The organism is Nocardioides sp. NBC_00163, assembly GCF_045206295.1.
Taxonomy (GTDB): Bacteria; Actinomycetota; Actinomycetes; order Propionibacteriales; family Nocardioidaceae; genus Nocardioides.
On record NZ_CP108155.1, the window covers coordinates 632,217 to 652,165 of the forward strand.

Annotated in this window: 20 protein-coding genes; 11 read left to right on the top strand and 9 right to left on the bottom strand. The window is 69.8% G+C overall.

Features of this window, described 5'->3' with window-relative positions; genetic code table 11:
• Positions 1–48 precede the first annotated feature (48 nt).
• Positions 49–3,975 (bottom strand): GH92 family glycosyl hydrolase, encoded by a 3,927-nt coding sequence (locus tag OG801_RS03110; RefSeq protein ID WP_406033567.1) that lies wholly within the window; start codon positions 3,973–3,975, stop codon positions 49–51.
• Between the two features lie 233 nt (positions 3,976–4,208).
• On the opposite strand from OG801_RS03110, the gene OG801_RS03115 reads away from it, so the two are divergent.
• The gene (locus OG801_RS03115) at positions 4,209–5,243 is read left to right on the top strand and encodes a LacI family DNA-binding transcriptional regulator (protein WP_406033569.1); all 1,035 of its coding nucleotides are present in this window, start codon (positions 4,209–4,211) and stop codon (positions 5,241–5,243) included.
• Positions 5,244–5,303: 60 nt separating this feature from the next.
• Positions 5,304–6,587 (top strand): pyridine nucleotide-disulfide oxidoreductase, encoded by a 1,284-nt coding sequence (locus tag OG801_RS03120; protein WP_406033571.1) that lies wholly within the window; start codon positions 5,304–5,306, stop codon positions 6,585–6,587.
• A 131-nt stretch (positions 6,588–6,718) separates the two neighbouring features.
• On the opposite strand, the gene OG801_RS03125 is transcribed toward OG801_RS03120, so the two are convergent.
• Both OG801_RS03125 and uvrA read right to left on the bottom strand, forming a co-directional pair.
• The gene (locus tag OG801_RS03125) at positions 6,719–7,135 is read right to left on the bottom strand and encodes a Rieske (2Fe-2S) protein (RefSeq protein WP_406033573.1); all 417 of its coding nucleotides are present in this window, start codon (positions 7,133–7,135) and stop codon (positions 6,719–6,721) included.
• A 75-nt stretch (positions 7,136–7,210) separates the two neighbouring features.
• Complete coding sequence (uvrA, locus tag OG801_RS03130; RefSeq protein ID WP_406033576.1) at positions 7,211–10,177, bottom strand: excinuclease ABC subunit UvrA; 2,967 nt, start codon at positions 10,175–10,177, stop codon at positions 7,211–7,213.
• Positions 10,178–10,327: 150 nt separating this feature from the next.
• On the opposite strand from uvrA, the gene OG801_RS03135 reads away from it, so the two are divergent.
• Positions 10,328–11,011, top strand: a complete 684-nt coding sequence (locus OG801_RS03135; RefSeq protein ID WP_406033578.1) for an MBL fold metallo-hydrolase — start codon at positions 10,328–10,330, stop codon at positions 11,009–11,011.
• On the opposite strand, the gene OG801_RS03140 is transcribed toward OG801_RS03135, so the two are convergent.
• Entirely contained in the window at positions 11,012–11,488 is a 477-nt protein-coding gene (locus OG801_RS03140; RefSeq protein WP_406033580.1) for a hypothetical protein, read from the bottom strand.
• Positions 11,489–11,542: 54 nt separating this feature from the next.
• On the opposite strand from OG801_RS03140, the gene OG801_RS03145 reads away from it, so the two are divergent.
• From OG801_RS03145 to OG801_RS03155, 3 genes are all read left to right on the top strand, one after another.
• The gene (locus OG801_RS03145) at positions 11,543–11,785 is read left to right on the top strand and encodes a hypothetical protein (protein WP_406033582.1); all 243 of its coding nucleotides are present in this window, start codon (positions 11,543–11,545) and stop codon (positions 11,783–11,785) included.
• Positions 11,786–12,001: a hypothetical protein gene (locus tag OG801_RS03150; protein WP_355020817.1), complete on the top strand. Its 216-nt coding sequence runs from the start codon at positions 11,786–11,788 to the stop codon at positions 11,999–12,001. It begins immediately after the preceding gene.
• 328 nt (positions 12,002–12,329) lie between these two features.
• Positions 12,330–12,650, top strand: a complete 321-nt coding sequence (locus tag OG801_RS03155) for a helix-turn-helix domain-containing protein (protein ID WP_406033584.1) — start codon at positions 12,330–12,332, stop codon at positions 12,648–12,650.
• A 12-nt stretch (positions 12,651–12,662) separates the two neighbouring features.
• On the opposite strand, the gene OG801_RS03160 is transcribed toward OG801_RS03155, so the two are convergent.
• Positions 12,663–13,268, bottom strand: a complete 606-nt coding sequence (locus tag OG801_RS03160; protein ID WP_355020819.1) for an ATP-dependent Clp protease proteolytic subunit — start codon at positions 13,266–13,268, stop codon at positions 12,663–12,665.
• Positions 13,265–13,897, bottom strand: a complete 633-nt coding sequence (locus OG801_RS03165) for an ATP-dependent Clp protease proteolytic subunit (protein WP_355020820.1) — start codon at positions 13,895–13,897, stop codon at positions 13,265–13,267. The genes OG801_RS03160 and OG801_RS03165 overlap by 4 nt, the downstream gene beginning before the upstream one ends.
• Positions 13,898–13,995: 98 nt before the next feature.
• Between OG801_RS03165 and OG801_RS03170 the strand changes: the two genes are divergently transcribed.
• Positions 13,996–14,946: a D-2-hydroxyacid dehydrogenase family protein gene (locus tag OG801_RS03170; RefSeq protein WP_406033585.1), complete on the top strand. Its 951-nt coding sequence runs from the start codon at positions 13,996–13,998 to the stop codon at positions 14,944–14,946.
• Positions 14,939–15,649: a transporter substrate-binding domain-containing protein gene (locus tag OG801_RS03175; RefSeq protein ID WP_406033587.1), complete on the top strand. Its 711-nt coding sequence runs from the start codon at positions 14,939–14,941 to the stop codon at positions 15,647–15,649. Before OG801_RS03170 ends, OG801_RS03175 begins: the two co-directional genes overlap by 8 nt.
• On the opposite strand, the gene OG801_RS03180 is transcribed toward OG801_RS03175, so the two are convergent.
• Positions 15,635–16,423, bottom strand: a complete 789-nt coding sequence (locus OG801_RS03180; RefSeq protein WP_406033589.1) for a GNAT family N-acetyltransferase — start codon at positions 16,421–16,423, stop codon at positions 15,635–15,637. The genes OG801_RS03175 and OG801_RS03180 overlap by 15 nt on opposite strands.
• A 114-nt stretch (positions 16,424–16,537) precedes the next feature.
• On the opposite strand from OG801_RS03180, the gene OG801_RS03185 reads away from it, so the two are divergent.
• The 3 genes from OG801_RS03185 to map are packed head-to-tail and all read left to right on the top strand — an operon-like array spanning position 16,538 to position 19,044.
• Positions 16,538–16,981 (top strand): YciI family protein, encoded by a 444-nt coding sequence (locus tag OG801_RS03185; protein WP_406033591.1) that lies wholly within the window; start codon positions 16,538–16,540, stop codon positions 16,979–16,981.
• Positions 16,978–18,228, top strand: a complete 1,251-nt coding sequence (locus tag OG801_RS03190; protein WP_406033593.1) for an RNA polymerase sigma factor — start codon at positions 16,978–16,980, stop codon at positions 18,226–18,228. The genes OG801_RS03185 and OG801_RS03190 overlap by 4 nt, the downstream gene beginning before the upstream one ends.
• A gap of 48 nt (positions 18,229–18,276) precedes the next feature.
• Complete coding sequence (gene map / locus OG801_RS03195) at positions 18,277–19,044, top strand: type I methionyl aminopeptidase (RefSeq protein ID WP_350659017.1); 768 nt, start codon at positions 18,277–18,279, stop codon at positions 19,042–19,044.
• Between the two features lie 39 nt (positions 19,045–19,083).
• Here the strand turns inward: map and OG801_RS03200 are convergent, their stop codons facing one another.
• Both OG801_RS03200 and OG801_RS03205 read right to left on the bottom strand, forming a co-directional pair.
• Positions 19,084–19,476, bottom strand: coding sequence for a hypothetical protein (locus OG801_RS03200; RefSeq protein ID WP_406033595.1), 393 nt, complete (start codon positions 19,474–19,476; stop codon positions 19,084–19,086).
• 96 nt (positions 19,477–19,572) lie between these two features.
• A complete protein-coding gene (locus tag OG801_RS03205) occupies positions 19,573–19,857 on the bottom strand; it encodes a DUF3263 domain-containing protein (protein WP_355020826.1) in 285 nt (94 codons plus the stop codon).
• Between the last annotated feature and the right edge of the window lie 92 nt (positions 19,858–19,949).

Sequence of the window (19,949 nt, forward strand, 5' to 3'; positions counted from 1 at the left end):
TCGGCGAGGACCGACAGGCTGGCGGTACGCAGGGGGTGCCCGGATCGGCTAGCCGAGCAGCTCCACCTCCGAGAGGGTGATCTGCTCACCGGCGGTCCCGGTGAACTCGATCCGGATCCGGTTGAACCTCGACTCCGACTCGAGCTTGAACGGCCGGGTGGCCTGCTGCCAGGCGAACTCCTCGCCCGAGCGCCGGTCGAGGACCTTCCAGTCGGTGCCGTCGTTGGACCCCTTGACGACCCAGCCGTTCGGCGAGCCACCGTCGGCGCCGTTGGTGAGGGTGTAGAAGGAGACCGGCACCTTGGTCCCGGAGAACCGGTACTCCACCCAGCCGTCACCGGCCACGGTCGTCTGCGTCCCGGAGTCGTTGTCGACGAGCGTCTCGCCGTCGTTGCCGCTGGCGGAGACCGTGCCCTTGCCCGGGCCAGACCTGTCGGCGATCGGCGTGGCCGGCTCCGAGCCGGTGGTCAGCGACGGCGGGACGGCGCTGGGCGAGGTGCCCCAGCGCGACGGTTTCGAGCCCATGTCGAACTCGATGGTGCCGCCGCCGGCGAGCTCCATGTGGGAGACGTACGTCTTGTCCCACCGCTTGCCGTCGATCTTGACGCCCTGGACGTAGATGTTCTCGTTGCTGTTCTTCGGTGCCTTGATCACCAGGTCCTTGCCGCCCTCGAGGTGGAGGGTGGCCTTGGTGAACTGCGGCGAGCCGAGCACGAGGTTCTCGCTGCCCATCTGCAGCGGGTAGAGGCCCAGGGAGGCGAAGAGGTACCACGCCGAGGTCTCGCCGTTGTCCTCGTCACCGGCGTAGCCCTGCCCGATCTCGGAGCCGGTGTACATCCGGCGCAGGGTCTCGCGGACGATCTCCTGCGTCTTCCAGGGCTGCCCGGTGTAGCTGTACATCCACGGGATGTGGTGGCTGACCTGGTTGGAGAAACCCCACTGCCCCATGCGTACGTCCCGGGCCTCACGGATCTCGTGGATGATGCCGCCGTAGGAGCCCGGGTACTCCCCCGTCTCCGGCGTGGAGAAGAAGGTGTCCAGCTTCTTCGCGAGCCCGGCGCGACCGCCGTAGAGGTTGGCCAGGCCCTGGCCGTCCTGCGGGGTGTGGAACGCGAAGTTCCACCCGTTGGTCTCGGTGTAGTCGTGGTCGCTGCCCCACACCAGCGGGTTGTAGTCGGCCGGTGACTTCTTGAAGGTGCCGTCGGCGTTGCGACCCTGGAAGAAGCCCACCTTGGTGTCGAAGGTGTTGACGTAGTTGCGGGCCCGGCCGAGGAAGTACTCCGACTCCTCCTTCAGCCGCTTCCTCTCGGCGCGGGAGATCCCGTCGCGCTTGGCGAGCTTCGCGGCCATGTTCCCGATGCCGTAGTCGTTGATGTAGCCCTCGAGCCCCCAGGAGACGCCCTCGCTCACGGCCGCGGGCGTGTAGCCGAGGAACACCGAGGTCTGCATGCCCTTGCGGCCGACGTTGGAGTTGGTCGCGGAGCCCGGAGGCCGGACGGTGGCGTTCTTCACGGCAGCCGCATAGGCGGCCTCGGCGTCGATCCCCTTCACGCCCTTGACGTACGCGTCGGCGAAGGAGACGTCCGAGCTGGTGCCGGTCATCAGGTTGGCGTAGCCCGGCGAGGACCAGCGCGAGATCCAGCCGTTGTCCTTGTACTGCTGCACGAAGCCGTTGACCATCTCGGCCGCCTGGCTCGGCTCCAGGAGCGAGTAGGCCGCCCAGGTGGTGCGGTAGGTGTCCCAGAAGCCGTTGTTCACATAGACCTTGCCGTCCACGATGTCGGCCCCGGTGTGGGTGGGCGTGGTGCCCGGCGGGATGGTGTCACCGGAGGTGGACTGCACGGCGTGCTTCCAGACCGGCTCGTCCTCGGTGCCGGTGTTCTCGTGGCCGGAGTTCGGGTAGAGGAAGAGCCGGGCGAGGTTGGAGTAGACGGTCGTCTTCTGGTCCTTGGTCGCACCCTGGATGTCGAGGACGTCGAGCTTGTCCTGCCACAGCGCCTTCGCCTTCTCCTTGACCGTGTCGAAGGAGTCGTCGCCGACCTCGAGCTCGAGGTTGTGCTTGGCCTGGTCGATGCCGATCAGGCTGGTGGCGATGCGCATCGTCACCGTCCGGTCCGCGCCGGCGTCGAACTCCAGATGGCCCTGTACGTTCGGGCGCTCGCCGGTGGCGTACTTACCGCCGCCGGTGACCGGCTGGTCGAAGGTCGCGTAGACGTACATCCGGGTCGCGCCGTTGGACAGGCCGCTGCGGGTGTCGGTGAAGCCGGTCAGCGTCCCGGCCGCCGGGTCGAGGGTCAGCCCGCCGTCGTTGTTGACGTTGTCGAACACCAGCCGCGCGGAGTCGCCGGGGTAGGTGAACCGGAACACGGCCGCATGGTCGGTCGGTGCGATCTCGGCGCTCTGCCCGTTGTCGAAGCCGACCTTGTAGTAGTGGGGCCGGGCGATCTCGTTCTCGTGCTCGAAAGTGAGCTCACGCTCGTTGCGGCCCGGGTCGGGGATGCCCTCGGCGGCCGACGGCATCACCTGGAAGGTCTGCCGGTCGCCCATCCACGGGCTGGTCTCGTGGCTCAGCGTCAGCGCCTGCAGGCTGGTCCGGTTCTGCGCGTCGTTGTCCTGGTGGTAGCGGTAGAACCACGACAGCGAGCCGGCGTTGGTCATCGGCGCCCAGAAGTTGAAGCCGTGCGGGACCGCGGTCGCCGGGATGTTGTTGCCCCGCGAGAAGCTGCCGCTGGACTGGGTGCCACGGGTGGTGACGGCGTAGTCGACGCGGCTGGTGATCTGGGGTTCGTCCGGGGAGGCTGTGATCTCGATGTCGTCGTACCAGCCACGGAACTTCGTCGGGCCGCTCGGGGCGTCGACGGCGACCAGGATCCGGTCGATCGTCCTGCCCGCGGCGACCTCGCCGATGACGGAGGTCTTCTTGTTCCACTGGTTGGTGTAGAGCGACTTCGACTCACCCTGGCCCTCCGGCGACAGTACGTAGCCCTGCGCGTCGAGCGCGCCAAGCTCCGAGAGCAGGGTGCCGTCGGTGAAGGCCAGGTCGACGGCCGTGTAGGTGCTCGGGTAGCTCAGGTCGCCCTCGATGAACTCCGGGAAGACCAGGTAGGACAGCTCGGTCTCGGCGCCGACCGGGATGTCGACGTCGAAGACGCGGTTGTAGGAATGGCCCTTGTCTGCGGTGATCTTGCCGGCGTACTCGAAGGCGTGCACTCCGGTGAAGCCGACCTTCGACTTCGCGGCGTACGCCGTGGCGGGGCCGTCGTCGGGGTGGCTGGTCATGTTCTTCAGCGGCGGCGGGGGCTCGGAGCCGTCGGAGAGCTGCCACTCGGCGAGCTGGATGATGCCACCGCTCTGGTTGGCGGAGATGTCGATGCGGTAGTGGGAGTACGCCTGCGGTGAGGCGATCTCGAACTCTCGGGTCTGGAAGCGCTCGTCCCAGGACTGGCCGGTGCGGGTGTCGACGGTCGTCCAGGTCTGGCCGTCGGTGGAGCCCTGGATCACCCAGTTCTTCGGGTCACGCTCGGCGGCGTCGTTGGCCGAGGTGAGGGCGTACCTGACAACGCTGACGGGCTGGTCGAGCTCGATCTGCACCCAGCCGGTGGTCGCGAAGGTGAGCCACTTGGTGTTGATGTCCCCGTCCACGAGCTCCGCGGCCCCCTCGCCCGAGCCGGTGTTCTCTCCGCTGGCGGTGGCGCCGGTGATGTGCTCGGAGATGTCGCCGGGGATGCCGAAGGGGTCGGGTCCGGTGACGCCCGCGCTGCGGGGGTTGCCGTCGTCATCGGTGTCGACGAGGTCGGCCCAGCTGGGTTGCGGGTCGCCCTCGTCGAAGGAGGTCGCCCAGTCACCGCCCTCGGCGGCCTGCTGAGGGTCGGCGGTGTCGCTCTTCGGGGCCGAGGGCTCAGGTGCCTCCGGCGTCGCGAGCGCAGGTGCGGTGCCGCTCATCGCGACCATCAGCGCCGCCGTCGCGGCGATCATCGCGGCCAGGCGGGCCCGGCCTCTCGTTCTGCGTGGTACGTCCCAACGATGCATCGGTGTGATCTCCTTCACATGGGGGGGCACCCCAGATGGAACCGTGAGATGACAACGTTGTCAACGACGTTTGCGAAGGATTTACGCGGGCCCGCTGAGGAGGACGGGTGATTTGTGCCGACACACGGGAAGAATCGAGACATCGTTGTCGCGCTCGGATCGACGTCTACGCTGAGCACGTGGCATCACCCTCGTCCGAGCAGACCCGTCAGCAGCGCCGCCCGACCATGAAGGACGTCGCGGCGTCGGCCGGAGTGAGCCTGAAGACCGTATCGCGGGTGGTCAACGGCGAGTCGAACGTCAACGACGACCTACGCGCGGCCGTGCTCGAGGCGATCGCCGCGCTCGGATTCCGGCGCAACGCCAGCGCTCGTGAGCTCCGGCAGGGACGGTCGGGCACCGTCGGGCTGCTGCTCGAGGACGTCGCCGACCCGTTCTACTCGATCCTCTCCCGCGCGGTCGAGGAGATCGCGCGCGATCACGGGACGATGGTCTTCGCCGGATCCTCGGCCGAGGACGCCGACCGGGAGCGCGAGCTCGCTCTCGCGTTCTGCGAGCGGCGCGTCGACGGGCTGATCGTCGTACCGGCCGGCACCAGCCACTCCTACCTCCTCCCCGAGATGCAGGCCGGCATCCCGGTCGTGTTCGTCGACCGACCGCCCGGGGACATCGAGGCCGACATGATCCTCACCGACAACCGCGGTGGCAGCCGGCGCGGCGTGGAGCATCTGCTCTCCCACGGACATCGCCGCATCGGCTTCATCGGCGACGCGCCGGAGATCTACACCGCCGGCGAGCGCCTGCGCGGCTATCGCGACGCGCTCGAGTCCGCCGGAGTCCCCTTCGCCGACGATCTCGTCACGCAGGCACCCCCGTCACCCGCGTCGACCGCCGACGCACTGGACCGGCTGCTCGGCGGACCGTCACCGGCGACGGCACTGCTGTGCGGCAACAGCCGCACCACCGTCAGCGTGCTCCGCGAGCTCGCCCGGCGCTCGACGCGACTGGCCCTGGTCGGGTTCGACGACGTCGAGCTCGGCGATCTCCTCCAGCCGGGACTCACCGTCGTCGCCCAGGATCCCGGAGCCATGGGCGCGGCCGCCGCGCGGCTCCTCTTCCAGCGAATCGCCGGCGACACCGCAGGTCCGCCCCAGACGGTCACCATCGGCGCCAGGCTGATTCCCCGGGGCTCCGGAGAGCTCCCGGTTCCCTGAGTCTGGGGAAATCTGCCGCGCGGGCCTGGGTTTTAAAGTCTAGTGGCCTAGTATGGTTACGTGCCTTGTCGTGACCGCTATGGATACGCGCTGACCACCAGCGACGAAGCTGCCCTGGCCTACTCCCAGGGGCTGCTCGACGTGCTTCGTCTACGGGACGGCGCCCTCGCCTCCTTCGCGGCCTCGATCGTCCTCGACCCGACGTTCGCGCTCGGGCACGCCGCGCTGGCACTGCTCGGCCACGAGATGTGCGCGCCGGTCGACGTTGGCGCTCGCCTGAAGCAGGCTCGGCTGCACGCCCGTCGGGGGACCGAGCGCGAGCGCAGCCACGTCCACGCGGTCGAGGCTCACATCGGCGGCAACCCGCGGCCACTGATCGACCACCTGGCGGCCTTCCCGCGAGACGCGCTGTTGCTCTCGACCGCGGTGCCGACCATCGCCTTCGCCGGGGCCACCGAGGTGCCTGAGGAGGCGTGGGCGATCGTCGAACGCGCCAGGCCCGCCTACGGTGACGACTGGTGGTTCGCCGGCCTGCTCGCTTTCGTACGCCAGGAGCAGCGCCGCTTCGACGACGCGATGTCGCTCTCCTGTGCCTCGCTGGCAGTGGAGCCCGGCGCCGGCCACTCCGCCCACGCCCGTGCGCACGCGCACTACGAGACCGGCGACCACGAGGCGGGACTCACGTGGATGTCCTCGTGGGTGCTCGGCGACGGCGCCCAGATCGACTCGCTGTCCCACTTCTCCTGGCACGCCGCGCTGCACGAGCTCTCGCTGGGCGACCTGGAAGCCGTACGCCGCCGCTACGAGACCCAGCTCCAGCCCGGCCACGCGCTGGGATGCCGGGCGCTGGTCGACTCCGGCTCGCTGCTCTTCCGGTGGGCGCTCACGCCGGGGGCTCACGACGTGCCCGACATCGCCGAGGTCGTACGCGTCACCGGCCGCGAGACCATGATCCGGCCCGCCACCCCGTTCCTGGCCATGCACACCGCGGTCACGCACCTCGCCACCGGTGACGCCGGTGCGCTCGACGAGCTGAGGTCGTGGGCCGCCGGACACGTACATCCGACCATGGCCACGGTCGTCTCCCCTCTCGCCGAGGCGCTGGGGATGATGGCCCGCGACGAGAACGCGGCTGCCGCCGACCGGCTCGCCGCGCTAGCGCCGTCGATCCGCCGCCTCGGCGGCTCCGACGCGCAGCGGGAGATCATCGAGGAGGCCCGCATCGCCGCCCTGCTCCGCGCCGACCGCTGGGACGAGGCCCGGGTGCTGCTCGATGCCCGTCTCGACCGCCGCCGCTCGCCGCGCGACGAGCTGTGGCGGGCACAGGCCCTCGCACGCGCCTGAGCCAACCCTGCCGAAACGTCACTTCTGCAGGTCGAGTGGGCAGCGTGTGACGTGTCGGCCTGCAGAGTTGACGCCTCGATCTGTGCGCGTGACGCCTCGGCCTGCGGGGGCGACGCCTCGATGTGGGTGGCTCAGCTGGGGACGATCTCGCCGTCGGTGACCTCGAAGGCGACCTCCTCCAGGGCACTCGTCGCCGGGCCCTGCGTCACCGAGCCGTCCTCGATCGAGAACCGGCTGCCGTGGCATGGGCAGTCGATGGTGCCGCCGGCGACCTTCGTGACCGGGCAGCTCCGATGGGTACAGATCGAGGAGAAGACCTTGAACGTGCCCTCGGTCGGCTGGGTGGCCACCAGATTGCGGTCGGCGACGATCACTCCCCCGCCGACCGGGACCTCGCTGGTCGCGACCAGCGGGCCGCTGCCACCTGACCCGGTGTCACCCGAGGAGCCGGTGTCGCCGCTGCCGCATGCCGCCAGGAGAGGGACACCGACCGCGGTCACCGCGGTGCCTGTGACGACCTTCCGCCGGGTGATTCGAGATTCACTCATGCCGCCCAGAATAGGCGCGTCGGCAACGGACGTCCCCCGCTGAGCGCAAACCCTCGGGCAAATCTCGAGCTCGGGTCAGGACGCGCTGACCTTCTTCCGCGTCGCCGGCTTCTTCTTGGCCGCCGTCTTCTTGGCCGCCGTCTTGGCCGGCTCCGCCTTCGCCTTCACCGGCTTGTCCGGCGGCTGCTCGGCGGCCTTGCCGTCGAGCAGCGGGGCGAGGAAGCCGCCAGTGTGGCTGCCAGGGGTCGCGGCGACGGTCTCGGGAGTGCCCTCGGCGATCACCGTGCCGCCACGGTTGCCGCCTTCCGGACCCATGTCGATGATCCAGTCGGCGGTCTTGATCACGTCGAGGTTGTGCTCGATCACCAGCACCGTGTTGCCCTTGTCGACCAGCGAGGAGAGCACGCCGATGAGCTTGCGGATGTCCTCGAAGTGGAGGCCGGTGGTGGGCTCGTCGAGGACGTAGAGCGTCTTGCCGGTCGAGCGCTTCTGCAGCTCGGCGGAGAGCTTGACCCGCTGTGCCTCACCACCCGACAGGGTGGTCGCGGGCTGCCCCAGGCGCACGTAGCCCAGGCCGACCTCGACCAGGGTCTTCATGTGGCGCGCGATCGCAGGCACGGCGGCGAAGAACTCCACCGCCTCCTCGATCGGCATGTCGAGCACCTCGGCGATCGACTTGCCCTTGTAGTGCACCTCGAGCGTCTCGCGGTTGTAGCGCGCGCCGTGGCAGACCTCGCACGGGACGTACACATCGGGGAGGAAGTTCATCTCGATCTTGATCGTGCCGTCACCCGAGCAGGCCTCGCAGCGGCCACCCTTGACGTTGAACGAGAACCGGCCCTGCAGGTAGCCCCGCATCTTGGCCTCCGGAGTGGAGGCGAAGAGCTTGCGGATGTGGTCGAAGACGCCGGTGTAGGTGGCCGGGTTGGACCGCGGCGTACGCCCGATCGGGGACTGGTCGACGTGGATCACCTTGTCGACGTTGTCCAGGCCGGAGATCTTGGTGTGCCGGCCCGGAACGGTGCGGGCGCGGTAGAACTCCTTGGCCAGGGCGGTGTAGAGGATGTCGTTGACGAGCGTCGACTTGCCCGAGCCGGAGACGCCGGTGACCGCGAGGAAGAGCCCCAGCGGGAAGGTGACGTCGATGTCCTTGAGGTTGTTCTCCTTGGCGCCGTGGACGGTCAGCTCGCGCCCGGCGGTGCGGGGACGTCGTACGGCCGGGACGGCGATCTCGCGACGGCCCGCCAGATACTGACCGGTCACGGACTGCTCGTTCGCGAGCAGCTCCTCGACCGTGCCGGAGTGGATCACCTGGCCGCCGTGCTCACCGGCGCCGGGGCCGATGTCGACGACCCAGTCGGCGACCTTGATGGTGTCCTCGTCGTGCTCGACGACGATCAGGGTGTTGCCGAGCCGCTTGAGCCGCTCGAGGGTCTCGATCAGCCGGTGGTTGTCGCGCTGATGGAGGCCGATGGAGGGCTCGTCCAGCACGTAGAGGACGCCGACCAGACCGGACCCGATCTGGGTCGCCAGCCGGATCCGCTGGGCCTCACCGCCGGAGAGCGAACCCGAGGGCCGCTCCAGGGAGAGGTAGTCGAGGCCGACGTCGAGGAGGAAGCGCAGCCGCGCCTGGATCTCCTTGAGGACCTGCTCGGCGATCTGCCGCTCCCGGCCGCTGAGCTCGACCTGGTCGAGCCAGTCCGCGGCCTCGTTGATCGGCAGCGCGCAGAGCTCGGCGATGTTGAGACCGCCCTCGCTCCGCTCGCCCAGTGTCACCGAGGTCGAGACGGGCTTGAGCCGGGTGCCCTTGCAGGTCGGGCACGGCACCTGGCGCATGTAGCCCTCGAAGCGCTCCCGGGTGGTGTCGGACTCGGCCTCCTTGTGGCGGCGCTCCACCCAGCGGCGTACGCCCTCGAACTCGGCGTCGTAGGAACGGCGGCGGCCGTAGCGGTTGACCGAGACGACGTGCACCTTGCGTCCGTGACCGTCGAGGATCGCCTTCTGCCCGGCGGCCGGGATGTCGTCCCAGGGGGTGTCCAGGTCGAAGCCGAGCTCACCGCCGAGAGCCTCCAGGAGGCGCAGGAAGTATTCGGCGACGTGGGCCTGGGACCAGGGCTGCAGCGCGCCTTCGGCGAGGGTGGCTGCCGGGTTGGGGACGACCAGCTCGGGGTCGACCTCCATCCGGGTGCCGAGGCCCGTGCAGGCCGGGCAGGCGCCGAAGGGCGAGTTGAAGGAGAACGAGCGCGGCTCGAGCTCGTCGGTGTCGAGCAGGTGGTCGTTGGGGCACGACATCCGCTCGGAGAACTTCATCTGCTCGCCCGTGTCCACGAAGTCGAAGACGACCAGGCCGCCGGCGAGCTCCAGCGCGGTCTCGACCGAGTCGGTCAGCCGCCGCTTGGAGGACTCCTTGACCGCGAGCCGGTCGATGACCACCTCGATGGTGTGCTTCTTCTGCTTCTCCAGCTTGGGCGGAGCGTCGAGCTGGTGGGTCTCGCCGTCGACCCGCACGCGGGAGTAGCCCTGCTGCTGCAGCTGGCTGAAGAGCTCGACGTACTCCCCCTTGCGGGCCCGGATCACCGGGCTCAGCACCTGGAAGCGGCGCCCCTCCTCCAGCGTGAGCACGTGGTCGACGATCTGCTGCGGCGTCTGCCGCTCGATCGGCGCACCACAGGTCGGGCAGTGCGGACGGCCCGCGCGCGCGTAGAGCAGACGCAGGTAGTCGTAGACCTCGGTGATGGTGCCGACCGTCGAGCGCGGGTTCTTCGAGGTCGACTTCTGGTCGATCGACACCGCCGGGGAGAGCCCCTCGATGAAGTCGACGTCCGGCTTGTCCATCTGACCGAGGAACTGCCGAGCGTAGGCCGACAGCGACTCGACGTAGCGACGCTGGCCCTCCGCGAAGATGGTGTCGAACGCGAGGCTCGACTTCCCGCTTCCGGACAGGCCGGTGAACACGATCATCGAGTCCCGAGGCAGGTCGAGGGAGACATCCTTCAGGTTGTGCTCCCGGGCTCCCCGGATGATCAGCTGCTGCTCCGCCACGTTCTTTCCTCGTCCAGTGCTTATCGCATCGCGCTACTGCGTCGAACAGATGTTCGCATCATACGACGCTGGGAAGACTCCCAGACGGCACCCTCTCACGGAGCACCGACATTTTACTTCTGGTCGTGTCCGACGTGCTTGCATAGACGTATGAGCGATGCCCCTACCACTTATACAGGCGCGGTGAAACCGGGCGGCCCGGCCGACGTACGCGAGCTCGGCCGGCTGACAATCACGAAGGTCGCCGTCGACGCGCAGATGTCCAACAACTGCTACCTGCTGCGCTGCCGAACGACCGGCGAGCAGCTTCTCATCGACGCCGCGGCCGAGCCGGAGACCCTGCTCCCCCTCATCGGCGGCGAGCTGGCCACCGTCGTCACCACCCACCAGCACTGGGACCACCACCGAGCCCTGGCCGACGTGACCGCCGCAACCGGCGCCGCCACGCTCGCCGGAGAGCCCGATGCCTCCGCGATCACGGAGGCCACCGGCGTACCGATCTCTCGCACGCTCTCCCACGGGGACACGGTCGCCGTCGGCGACTGCGCGCTCGAGGTCATCGCGCTGCGCGGGCACACTCCAGGGTCGGTCGCTCTCGTCTACCGCGACCCCGAGGGCACGCCCCATCTGTGGACCGGCGACAGCCTCTTCCCGGGCGGCGTGGGAAACACGCAGCAGGATCCCGTACGTTTCACCCAACTGCTCGACGATGTCGAGGAGCGCATCTTCGCCACCCTCCCCGACGAGACCTGGTTCTACCCGGGCCACGGCGACGACTCCACGCTCGGCGCCGAGCGTCCGCACCTCGCCGAATGGCGCGAGCGAGGGTGGTGACTACGGCTCCGTAGTCGGGGTCGCGGTCTCCGTCGGCGTCGGATCCGTGGTCGGATCGGCCGACTCGGTCGGCTCGGCGGTCGGCTCCGGTTCCGTCGTGAGCGTGGGCCTGGAGGTGGGCGTCGAGCCACCGGTCTCGGCGGGCTCGTCCGGCTCACGCGACGCCGTCGGCCGGTCCGGGGCGCCGGCCGTGGAGGGGTCGGCCTCCCCCGGTCCGTACGTCGGGCCGTCACGATCGGCCCCCGCGCCATGCGGACGCGCCGAATAGCCGGCGGAGGGCTCCTCCGACGGCTTCGAGCCGGGCGGCGGCAACGGATCCACATCGGGATAGGCGTTCCCGACGTCCTCGAAACCCGGGACCGGGTCACGATCGGGTCGCTCGGCCTCCGCCAGGCCGGCGAGTAGGACGACCACCCCGAGACCGGTCACGACCGCGCCGGTCAGGATGCCTGCCACGGCGACCTGCTTGCTCTGCAACTCGACTCCCTGTGCCCGCCCCGCGCCTGGTGTGGCGCACAGCGTAGGGCAGCGATGCCTCGAGCGTTATCCACCCCGGGGCATCGCGGCACCGCGCCCGGGAGCCCGGGTCAGTCGGTCGGGCTCTCGCTCGGCGACTCGCTGGGCTCGCTCGGCGACTCGGTCGGCTCGCTCGGCGACTCGCTGGGCTCGCTCGGCGACTCGCTGGGCTCACTCGGCGACTCGCTGGGCGACTCGCTGGGGTCGCTCGGCGACTCGGTCGGCCTGCCCGTCGGCCTCGAGTCCGACGGCACCTGAGTGGGTCGCGCCGGGACCGGGGACATCGACCCATCGGCCGACTCCTCGACCGACCGCGGGCTCGCCGGGACCGATTCAGCGACCTCAGGAACCTCGCTCCCCGGGCCCATCTGGCTGGGTGGACCAGCCTGCGACGGCGTCGAGGACGACTTCTCCAGCGGCCCCACCGGCGAGACCGGCGAGATCAGGCTGACCCCGGACTCGTCCGTGGCGTAACTGTGTCCTGGCTCTTCCGCTCCGGCGTTGCCGACGATCAGGCCACCAATCCCGATGCTCGTCATGGCCAACCCCGTTGCCATTCCAGCCAAGGCGATCTGCTTGCGATGCAACACGATTCCCCCGTGATACCAACGACTCGACAAGTTCTCTGGTCGTGCACAGTAGACCTACAAAGATCGAAACTGTGCGACCACTATCGGAGTGTCGAACCTCCTTGGCAAGTCCTCGTCATCTATCGTTCGACCGATATAACCCCTGGTAGGACCTCTGTTCGCCCGGCGCGAACGCCCCGTTCCGCCCTCGTGTGCAGCGCTAGTGTGTTGGCATGGGCGAAGTGATCAGGTTTCCCGGCCATCCGTTGCCGGACTACGACAAGCCGGCGCCGCTGTGGCGTGAGGCCGCCGGACAGGTGATCCGCGAGGAGCGGTCCCGCCAGGAGCGTACGCTTGCCGACGTCGCCGGCGACGCCGGTGTCTCGACGCAGTATCTCTCCGAGATCGAGCGCGGCCGCAAGGAGCCGAGCTCCGAGGTGCTCGAGGCGGTCGGGGGCGCGCTGGGCCTCGGCCTCGTCGACCTCACCGAGCGGGTCACCCGCACGCTGCGCGCGGGCGCCCGCCCGCCCGGCCCCATGGCTCTCGCCGCCTGACCCGGCCGGAGGTCACACCGCAGCGAGCTTGCGGCTCTCCAGCACCGCGTCCGCCAGTCCGTACGCCACCGCCTCCTCGGCCCCGAGGACGAGGTCGCGCTCGGTGTCGGCGTGGATCTGGTCGGTGCTGTGGCCGGTGTGGCGCGCCAGCAGCGCGTCCATCTCGGCTCGCACCCGGCCGATCTCCTTCGCCGCGACCTGCAGGTCGGTGACATCGCCCCGCTGACCGTCCTGGCCCGGCTGCTGCAGCACGACCCGCGCGTGCGGGAGGACCGTACGCCGCCCCGGCTCCCCCGCGGCCAGCAGCACGGCCGCGGAGCCCGCCGCCTGGCCCACGCAGGTGGTCGCCACCGGAGAACGCAGGAACTGCATCGTGTCGTAGATGCCCAGCATCGCGGTCGGGTCGCCGCCGGGAGAGTTGAGATAGAGCTCGATCTGCGTGTCGGGCGCGTCCGACTCCAGGTGGATCAGCTGCGCGATGACCACGTTGGCGACGCCGTCGTCGATCGGCGTACCGAGATAGACGATCCGGTCCGAGAGCAGGCGACTGTAGACATCGAGCGCCCGCTCGCCACGTGGGGTCTTCTCGATCACCGAGGGGATCGTGTACGAGCTCATCGGGCACCCCCCGCCGAGGTGAGACCGAACGCGGCGCTGCGCTGCTGCACCGGCGTCACCGACTGCACGTCGTTGAGCACCTCGTCCACGAACCCGTACTCGCGCGCCTCCTCGGCGGTGAACCACCGGTCGCGCAGCGAGTCCTGGTCGATCTGCTCGACGCTCTGACCGGTGTGGGCGGCGGTGATCCGGAGCATCTGCTCGGTCATCCGTGCCAGCCGCGCGGCCTGCACCTCGATGTCGGCCGCCGAGCCGCCGATCCCCGCGGACCCCTTGTGCAGAAGCACCTCGGTGTGCGGCAGGACGTAGCGCTTGCCCGGCGTGCCCGCGGTGAGCAGGAACTGCCCCATGCTCGCCGCCATCCCCATCCCCAGCGTGGAGACGTCGTTGGGGATCAGGTGCATCACGTCGTAGATCGCCATCCCGGCCGTCACCGAGCCGCCGGGTGAGTTGATGTAGAGAGAGATGTCGCGGTGCGGGTCCTCAGCACTGAGCAGGAGCAGCTGCGCGCAGATCCGGTTGGCGATCGCGTCGTCCACCTCCTGGCCGAGCACGATGATCCTCTGGTTCTGCAGTCGCGCCGTGAGCTGCTCGTCGAGCGGCCCGGCCGTGATGGGTGTCTGGGTCATGCTGTCGAGCCTGATCCAGGCGTACGCCGGATTCCAGCGAATCTGCCGCAGGCAGATCTGCCCACAGCAGAACACCAGCTACCCGATAGGTTGCGATCGTGCGCTGTGTGATTCTCGATGACTATCAGGACGTGGCGAGGACGTACGCCGCATGGGACTCTCTCGACGGGGTCGAGGTGACCTCGCTGACCGAGCACCTCGGGCCGGACGCGCTGGTCCGGGCGCTCGAGGGTGCCGAGATCGTGGTCGCGATGCGGGAGCGTACGCCGTTCCCGGCGGCCGTCCTGGAGCGGCTGACGGACCTGAAGCTGCTGGTCACGACCGGGATGCGCAACGCCTCGATCGATCTCGCCGCGGCGGCTCGGCTCGGGGTCACGGTGTGCGGCACTCCGTCGAGCCCGCATCCGCCGGTCGAGCTGACCTGGGCGCTGATCCACGCGCTGACCCGCCACGTCGTGACCGAGGCGACCGGTCACGGCTGGCAGCGGACGGTCGGGAGCGACCTGCACGGCCGGACGCTCGGCCTGCTCGGGCTCGGCAAGATCGGGGCCCGGGTCGCGGCCGTCGGGCAGGCGTTCGGGATGGAGGTGATCGCCTGGAGCCCCCACCTCACCGCCGAGCGCGCCGAGCCGCTCGGGGTGCGCGCGGTCGACAGGGCCACCCTGTTCGAGACCAGCGACATCGTCTCGCTCCATCTGGTGCTGTCAGAGACCACGCGACACATCGTCGGACACGCCGACCTGGCCTCGATGAAGCCGACCGCCCACCTGGTGAACACCTCGCGCGCCGGGCTGGTCGACACCGAGGCGCTCATCGCCCACCTCGGCTCCGGCACGATCGCCGGAGCGGGCCTGGACGTCTTCGACGTCGAGCCGCTGCCCGCCGACGACGTGCTGCGCCACCTCCCGAACGTCGTCGCGACGCCGCACCTCGGCTACGTCACCGAGGACAACTACCGCCGGTTCTACGGTGGCGCCGTCGAGGACATCGCCGCCTGGCTGGCCGGTGACCCGATCCGTACTCTCCTGCCGAAGGACCCTGATGCCTGACCCGATCCAGCTCGCCGCCGATCTGGCACCGACCGGAACCCTGCGCGCCTCGATCAACCTCGGCAACCCGGTCCTCGCCCAGGGCACGCCCGAGGCGCCGAGCGGGGTCACCGTGGACATCGCCCGGGAGCTGGCGAGCCGGCTCGGCGTACCGGTCTCCTTCCAGTGCTTCGACGCCGCCCGCAAGTCCTTCAAGGCGCTGCGGACCGGGGCTGCCGACGTCGCCTTCCTCGCGGTCGAGCCCGCCCGGGCCGCCGAGGTCGAGTTCACCGCGCCGTACGTCCTCATCGAGGGGGTCTACGCCGTCGCGGCCGACTCCCCGATCCGGACCGCGGACGACGTCGACCGCCCGGGCGTCCGGGTCGGCGTGAAGGAGGGCTCGGCCTACGACCTCTTCCTGACCCGCACGCTGGAGAACGCCGAGGTCGTACGCGGCGCCGACGGGATCGACGCCTTCCGCGAGCACGGTCTCGACGTCGCCGCCGGGATCCGGCAGCCCCTCACCCGGCACGTCGACGCCGACCCCGGTCTGCGGATCGTCGAGCCGCGGTTCATGGAGATCCGCCAGGCCGTGGCGGTCGCGCGCGACCATCGTCCTGCCACCGTGAGCTTCGTGCACGAGCTGGTCGAGGACCTGAAGTCGAGCGGACGGATCGCCGAGTCGCTGGTCCGCTCGGGGCAGGACGCGTCAGTCGCTCCCTGATCGCCGGGGGCTGCGCCTGACGTAGGGCGTCGTGGTGCCGACCTTCGCCAGCCCCGAGCGCTCCAGGATCGGCCGGGAGAACTCGGTGGAGTCGCTGTGGATGTAGCGCTTGCCCCGCGCGATGGCGGTCCGGGCGCGAGCGGCGGTGAGGGCGCGGTAGATGCCGCGACCGCGCCACTTCTCCAGCGTCGCTCCACCCCAGATGCCGGCGAACTCCGTTCCCGGCACCATGTCGATACGGCCGGCACTGACGATCTCGCCGTCCGCCTCGGCGACCCACATCTCGCTCTCCCCCGCCGCGATCCCACGCAGCTGGCTCTCGACCCGAGCCTCCGAGGGCGGCGACCCGAAGACGCCGTCCTGCACGATGCTGGCGGCGCGTACGTCCTGCTCGCTGGTGATGGCACGCAGGCCGATCCCGTCCGGCAGAGGCACCTCGACGGCCAGCAGCGCAGCCTCGCCGACCATGATCGACTCCGGCTCGTCCGGCACGAAGCCGTGCCGCAGCAGCGTGTCGTGCAGCCCCGGGGCGTGGTCGTGGCCGCGGGCCTTCCACTCGACCTCCTCGATCGCCTGGTCGGCGTCGAAGTGCGCGACCGCCGCGGCGACCAGCTCCTCGACGCCGGCTGCGTCGGCCCCGCCGAGATCCTGGTAGGAGATGAATCCGCGCCCACCACCGAAGGTCGCCAGACGCAGCGGTCCGTGCCGGGTCACCGACACCGCCCCGGCGGTCTCGGCATCGGTTCGCAGCTGTTCGTCATAGGCCTTCAGCACGGCGAGAAACCTACGCCGAAGTCGTACGCCGAAGCATGTAGTTATCGCGCCGCCGGCTCCGTTCCCCTCGTGAATGGCGCTTACAAGGAGCGCCCGAAGTGGAAGGGTGAGGACATGCCTCGCTACCTGATGATCCTCGACTACCAAGGCGGCACCGACGAGACTCCCGGCGGGATGGCCGGGTGGAAGCCGGAGGAGGTGCAAGGCCACATGAGCTACTACGAAGCGCTCAACAAGGCCCTGACCGAGTCCGGCGAACTCGTGCACGTCGAGGCCCTGACGCCGCCCGACCAGGCGTTCGTGGTGACCTCCGACGGCACCGACAAGACCGTCACCGACGGGCCGTTCCAGGAGTTCAAGGAGTGGGTCGCCGGCTACATGATCATCGACGCCGAGACCCGGGAACGCGCCCTGGAGATCGCCGGGCTCTACTCCGCTGCCCCCGGCCCGGGCGGGCGGCCGATCGAGCAGCCGATCCAGGTGCGCCGGATGTACCACGGCACCGACGGCTCCTCGGTCGACGACACGATCGCCTTCGGCGAGGCGAGCATCGAGTGACCGAGGCGTTGCCGGGTGACCTCTTGCGCGACCTCACTCCGCAGGTCGTCGCCGTGGTCACCCGGCGCTGCGGGGACTTCGACGCCGCGGAGGATGCCGTCCAGGAGGCGCTCGTCGAGGCGGTACGCACCTGGACGGAGCGCGGCGTCCCGGAGAACGCTCGCGGCTGGCTGATCGCCACCGCGATGCATCGCCTCATCGACGCCAAGCGCAGCGAGTCGCGCCGACGCGACCGCGAGCAGGCTGACCATCTCGCCGAGCCCGAGGGGCAGGAGACGTACGGAGGGGACGACTCCCTCGACGTACTCCTGCTCTGCTGCCATCCCAGCCTGACTCCAGCCTCGGCGGTGGCGCTGACCCTGCGCGCGGTCGGCGGGCTCACCACGCGGGAGATCGCGAGCGCCTACCTGGTCCCGGAGAAGACGATGGCGCAGCGGATATCCCGGGCGAAGGCGACGATCAAGGGGCGCTCGCTCGGGATCGACGGCGCCGCCGACCTCGCCGCGCGGATCCCGGCGATGATGAAGGTGCTCTACCTGCTCTTCAACGAGGGGTACGTCGCGACCGAGGGCGACCAGCTGCAGCGGGTCGACCTGTGTGCCGAGGCGATCCGGTTGACCCGCCTCGCCCGCTCCGCGCTCGCCAGGATGACCGGGAGCGCGCACGGCGAGCTCGGCGGTCTGCTCGCACTGATGCTGCTGCTCGATGCTCGCCGCCCCGCCCGGATCGACGCGCACGGCGCCGTCGTGCCGCTGGCCGACCAGGACCGGAGTCTGTGGCGCCACGAGGCCACCCGCGAGGGGGTCGCACTGGTCGACGCCGTCATCGGCACCGGCCGGCCGGGGACCTACCAGATCCAGGCCGCCATCGCCGCGCTCCACAATCGCGCGCCCACCGCGGAGGCGACCGACTGGCTGCAGATCACGGCTCTCTACGGGTTGTTGGAGAAGGTCGCGCCCGGTCCGATCGTGACGCTCAACAAGGCTGTCGCGGTCGGGTACGCCGACGGCCCGGGTCCCGCGCTCGCGCTGCTCGACGAGCTCCTGCGCGACTGTGCTCAGAACGGTGCCGACGGCTTCGCGGACCATCCGCGGGTGCCCGCGGTGCGCGCTCATCTGCTCGAGCTCGCCGGCGACCTGGACGGTGCTGCCGCTGCGTACGATCTGGCCTCGATGCGGGCCACCAACCTCGCCGAGCGCCGTTTCCTGACCTCGAAGGCGGCCGCGCTGCGCGATGCTCGCTGCTGAGGCACCGCTGAATTCTAGTGAGAACCGTTCTCAGGATACGCTGTGCCTGTGATCGAACTGCGCACCCCGACCCAGATCGAGCAGATGAAGCCCGCCGGCCGATTCGTGGCCGATGTCCTGACCGCACTCCGCGAGCACGCCGCCGTGGGTGTCAACCTGCTCGAGCTCGACGAGCTGGCGCACAAGATGATCAAGGACCGCGGCGCGGAGTCCTGCTACATCGACTACCACCCGAGCTTCGGCGCGATGCCGTTCGGGAAGGTGCTCTGCACCTCGGTCAACGACGGTGTGCTGCACGGCCTGCCCTTCGACTACAAGCTGCAGGACGGCGACCTGCTCAGCGTCGACTTCGCGGCCAGCGTCGACGGCTGGGTCTCCGACTCGGCCCTCTCCGTCGTCGTCGGTACGCCCCGCCAGGAGGACCTCGACCTGATCGAGACCACCACCCAGGCGCTCGCCGCCGGCATCGACGCCGCACGCGTCGGCAACAAGGTCGGCGACATCTCCCACGCCATCGCCGGCGTCGCCCGCGCGAAGGGCCTCAAGATCAACACCCAGTTCGGCGGCCACGGCGTCGGCCGCACGATGCACGGCGACCCGCACATCGCCAACGACGGTCGCCCCGGCCGCGGCTTCAAGCTGCAGCCCGGTCTCGTCATCGCGATCGAGCCGTGGTTCCTGCACACCACCGACGAGATCTTCACCGACCCCGACGGCTGGACCCTGCGCAGCGCCGACGGCTCCCGCGGCGCCCACATGGAGCACACCGTCGCGATCACCGAGGACGGCCCGCTTATCCTCACCGCTCGCGACTGACCACCCCCTGCCGAGGCGTCAGGTAAGTCAGCCGAAGCGTCACCGCCGTCGGCCGACTGGGCAGCGGCGTGCCGTCTCGGCCTGCGCGGCTGACGTCTCGGCCTGCGCGGCTGACGTCTCGGCCTGCGCGGCTGACGTCTCGGCCTGCGCGGCTGACGTCTCGGCCTGCGCGGCTGACGTCTCGGCCTGCGCGGCTGACGTCTCGGCCTGCGCGGCTGACGTCTCGGCCTGCGCGGCTGACGTCTCGGCCTGCGCGGCTGACGCCTCGGCCTGCGCGGCTGACGTCTCGGCCTGCGCGGCTGACGTCTCGGCCTGCGCGGCTGACGCCTCGGCCTGCGCGGCTGACGCCTCGGCCTGCGCGGCTGACGCCTCGGCGCAGGGCGGTAAAACAGAAGTCAGCCGCTGGCGTCTCGGGTCACCAGCGGCTGACAAGATGAACGTTAGCCGACGAACCCGAACACGTGCAAGCACTTGCAATGCATAAGACTGCAAATGACCCGACTGGGCTACTCGGACCACCCAAGAGGGCTATGAACGCGGGTTCTTTGAGCGCTGCGTACGCCGCGCGTCGCGCTGCCGCCGCAGCCGGCGCACCAGGACGCCGTCATAGGCGAGCGCCTCGGGCTTGTCGATCAGGTCGTTGACGGCTCGGTGGTATTCGGCCGCGCTCATCCCGAGCTGCTCCCGGACCGCGTCGTCGCGGCCGGTGCCGGCCGACCACCACGAGCGCTCGAAGTCCAGCAGTCGCTTCTCGTTCTCGGAAAGACCCGGCTGCCCGTCGGCAGACCCGGGGCTGTGGGGCGCCTCGGTCATGCGTACATCATCCCAGGCGTGAAGGGCGCCCTCGAAACCGCCACGCGCCACCGTCTCGAACTACCCGGGATAGCCCATCTGGGCCATCTTCA

What these genes read in the sequence shown, in the direction of transcription:
- OG801_RS03165 (WP_355020820.1), bottom strand. Translation starts at nt 13,897, where the DNA reads ATGACCCAGACACCCATCACGGCCGGGCCGCTCGACGAGCAGCTCACG.
- OG801_RS03185 (WP_406033591.1), top strand. Translation starts at nt 16,538, where the DNA reads ATGCCTCGCTACCTGATGATCCTCGACTACCAAGGCGGCACCGACGAG.
- OG801_RS03125 (WP_406033573.1), bottom strand. Translation starts at nt 7,135, where the DNA reads ATGAGTGAATCTCGAATCACCCGGCGGAAGGTCGTCACAGGCACCGCG.
- OG801_RS03145 (WP_406033582.1), top strand. Translation starts at nt 11,543, where the DNA reads ATGCCTCGAGCGTTATCCACCCCGGGGCATCGCGGCACCGCGCCCGGG.
- OG801_RS03155 (WP_406033584.1), top strand. Translation starts at nt 12,330, where the DNA reads ATGGGCGAAGTGATCAGGTTTCCCGGCCATCCGTTGCCGGACTACGAC.
- OG801_RS03135 (WP_406033578.1), top strand. Translation starts at nt 10,328, where the DNA reads ATGAGCGATGCCCCTACCACTTATACAGGCGCGGTGAAACCGGGCGGC.
- OG801_RS03175 (WP_406033587.1), top strand. Translation starts at nt 14,939, where the DNA reads ATGCCTGACCCGATCCAGCTCGCCGCCGATCTGGCACCGACCGGAACC.
- OG801_RS03110 (WP_406033567.1), bottom strand. Translation starts at nt 3,975, where the DNA reads ATGATCGCCGCGACGGCGGCGCTGATGGTCGCGATGAGCGGCACCGCA.
- OG801_RS03160 (WP_355020819.1), bottom strand. Translation starts at nt 13,268, where the DNA reads ATGAGCTCGTACACGATCCCCTCGGTGATCGAGAAGACCCCACGTGGC.
- OG801_RS03205 (WP_355020826.1), bottom strand. Translation starts at nt 19,857, where the DNA reads ATGACCGAGGCGCCCCACAGCCCCGGGTCTGCCGACGGGCAGCCGGGT.